The 2442-nt window shown below is 60.5% G+C and carries 3 protein-coding genes; all 3 read right to left on the bottom strand.

Features of this window, described 5'->3' with window-relative positions; genetic code table 11:
- Window positions 1–319 precede the first annotated feature (319 nt).
- The 3 genes from FS320_RS41735 to rraA are packed head-to-tail and all read right to left on the bottom strand — an operon-like array spanning window position 320 to window position 2183.
- Complete coding sequence (locus FS320_RS41735; RefSeq protein WP_152718436.1) at window positions 320–970, bottom strand: 3-oxoacid CoA-transferase subunit B; 651 nt, start codon at window positions 968–970, stop codon at window positions 320–322.
- Window positions 963–1625 carry a CoA transferase subunit A gene (locus FS320_RS41730; protein ID WP_152718435.1) on the bottom strand — a complete coding sequence of 221 codons (663 nt, stop codon included), beginning with the start codon at window positions 1623–1625 and terminating at the stop codon, window positions 963–965. The genes FS320_RS41735 and FS320_RS41730 overlap by 8 nt, the downstream gene beginning before the upstream one ends.
- Before the next feature lie 39 nt (window positions 1626–1664).
- Complete coding sequence (gene rraA / locus FS320_RS51280) at window positions 1665–2183, bottom strand: ribonuclease E activity regulator RraA (RefSeq protein WP_152718434.1); 519 nt, start codon at window positions 2181–2183, stop codon at window positions 1665–1667.
- Window positions 2184–2442: the final 259 nt, after the last annotated feature.

Below are 2442 nucleotides of genomic sequence, written 5' to 3'. Positions count from 1 at the left end.
GCGCCGACGATACCATTTTTGTCGATACTCAGCGCTCTTCACCCTGCCTATCCTCGTCAAAGCCACTCCAACTCGGCACAACCTATTGTAAATGCTCCGAGATGTGCACGTTTATGGACGGAAACTAGCTAGGGACGAAGCCATTCGGTGGGTTGTTCATTTTTTCCTCCCTGTTTGTCTTGAACGGCCAACGGCCAACAGGAGCAGGCTCAGCCAACTGCCTAGCTGGCTGAGATTTGCACTCCCGCCCAGACACCCGTAACGCACCGCCTGATCTTAATACTGTTGATCTTCTCTTTCACGCGCGGAACCGAGGTGATCAGGCGGCCATGAACGGCACATGATCCGGGACGATCAGGTCAGCCTCGGTCGCTTCCCGCACAGCTTCGACTGTGGTCCCAGGAGCGAGTTCTTTGAGCACAAGCCCTTCGTCCGTTGGCTCGATCACCGCCATGTCGGTGACCACGAGGTTGACGCGCCGAATTGAGGTCAGCGGCAACGTGCAATGCTTGACGATTTTGGGGTGCCCCTTGGCGGTGTGCGTCATCGCCACGATCACCCGCTTAGCGCCGGAGACTAAGTCCATGGCGCCGCCCATTCCGGGCACCATCCGGCCGGGGACCATCCAGTTGGCAAGACGTCCTTCCTGATCCACTTGGAGACCGCCCAGGACCGTGACGTCCAGATGTCCACCCCGGATGAGGCCGAAGGACATCGCGCTGTCGAACGTGGCTGCACCCGGCAGCGCGCCGATCGGACCGCCGCCGGCATCCGTGAGGTCCTCGGCCTCGAGGCCTTCCTCAGGCAAGGCCAGCATGCCGACAACGCCGTTCTCGCTCTGAAAGAAAATGGCGGCGTTTGGTGGCACATACGCTGCAACGTGGGTCGGCAGGCCGATGCCGAGATTGACGAGATCGCCGTCCTTCAGTTCCCGAGCGACGCGTTTCGCAATCAGTTCGCGCTCATCCATGGTGCCGCTCCTTCAGGATCAGGTGGTCGACCAGAACAGCGGGCGTCATGACTGCGTCAGGCGGAATTACGCCGACCGGCACGATGTTCTGAGCCTCGGCCATGACGATACCAGCCGCCATCGCCATTAGCGGATTGAAGTTCCGCGCGGTCAGCGCATAGGCGAGATTGCCGAGGTAGTCGGCCTGCTTGGCGTGCAGGTAGGCGAAGTCCGCCTTCAACGGTAGTTCCAGCAAGAAGTGCTGGCCGTCCACTTCGACCGTACGCTTTCCTTCGGCGACGTCGGTCCCAATGCCGGTCGGCGTAAGCACTCCCCCAAGACCGTACCCACCAGCACGGATGCGCTCGGCCAATGTGCCCTGAGGCACCAACTCGACCTCGATCTCACCGGCGAGCATCCGGCGCTGGGTCTCGGGGTTCGTGCCAATGTGGCTGGTGACGACCTTCCGGACCAATCCTGCGTCGATCAACTTGCCGATCCCGACGCCTGGCCGAGCCGTGTCGTTTGCGATGATCGTCAGGTCCTTTTTGCCCTGCCTTACTGTCTCCTCAATGAGCCGCGGCGGCGTGCCCACGCCCATGAAGCCCCCGATCATGATGCGGGCGCCGTCCGGAATCCGCGCCACAGCTTCGGCTAACCTGATGGTCTTCCCCATCCTGACCTCCCTGGTGCCTGGTTTGGAAGTCAGGTTCGCTCAATAAGCGCTGGCATCCTGAACTCCGTCGTAAGCGTCACTCAGCGGCTGAGCGCTCACGACTACGCCATCTGCATCGCAGTACACCTGCCGACCTGGTGCGAAGTCGGCACTACCGAATTGGAAAGCAGCCCCCATACTCCCTGCGCCATCTAGGGAGCCACGGAGGGGGGTGGCCGCCAGCCCGACCACACCAATGTCCAGGCTTGCAAGCACCTCTGTATCGCGAACGGCTCCGAGTACGATTACGCCTGCCCAGCCATTCTGGATGGCAAGCGTTGCAAGCCTATCGCCAAGTAGTGCAACGCGAGTTGACCCGCCTCCATCCACGACCAAGACCCGCCCTTGGCCCGGTTGCTCGAGGCACTGTTTGACCAATCCGGCATCCTCATAAGTGCTGACGGTCTGGATTATGCCGCTGAACGACCTGCGGGCGCCGAACATCCGGAACTGTGCTGCACAAACCTGCACATCCGCTGCGAACGTGTCGCATAGATCAGCTGTCCCGATAGCATTCATTGACCCGCTCCTCCCCTTACGATGCTACGGTTGGATAAGCCTGCCCTACACTAACCGTTCTTATGCATGGGAAGGTTGATGAAGGCTGGCGAGTGTAGCTTAAGCACTTGAAGCAGCGTAGGATTTGGTTGTTGAGACTAATCCCTGCCACCAATTGCCCTGTGCCACACTCGCCATGCCGGACGATACACCTGCCACCTTCCCGTTTCCAGCCGTTGGCCGCAAGAAGATCACCGCTGCTTTCGACGGTGGGCGCCTG

Source organism: Microvirga tunisiensis, from assembly GCF_009296175.1.
In the GTDB taxonomy this organism is placed as follows: domain Bacteria; phylum Pseudomonadota; class Alphaproteobacteria; order Rhizobiales; family Beijerinckiaceae; genus Microvirga; species Microvirga tunisiensis.
The sequence above is the reverse complement of the archived record's forward strand: the minus strand, read 5'-3'. Positions and strand labels throughout refer to the sequence as shown.

Coding starts and splice junctions, on each gene's coding strand:
- FS320_RS41730 (WP_152718435.1), bottom strand. CDS start 1,625: ATGGGGAAGACCATCAGGTTAGCCGAAGCTGTGGCGCGGATTCCGGAC.
- FS320_RS41735 (WP_152718436.1), bottom strand. CDS start 970: ATGGATGAGCGCGAACTGATTGCGAAACGCGTCGCTCGGGAACTGAAG.
- rraA (WP_152718434.1), bottom strand. CDS start 2,183: ATGAATGCTATCGGGACAGCTGATCTATGCGACACGTTCGCAGCGGAT.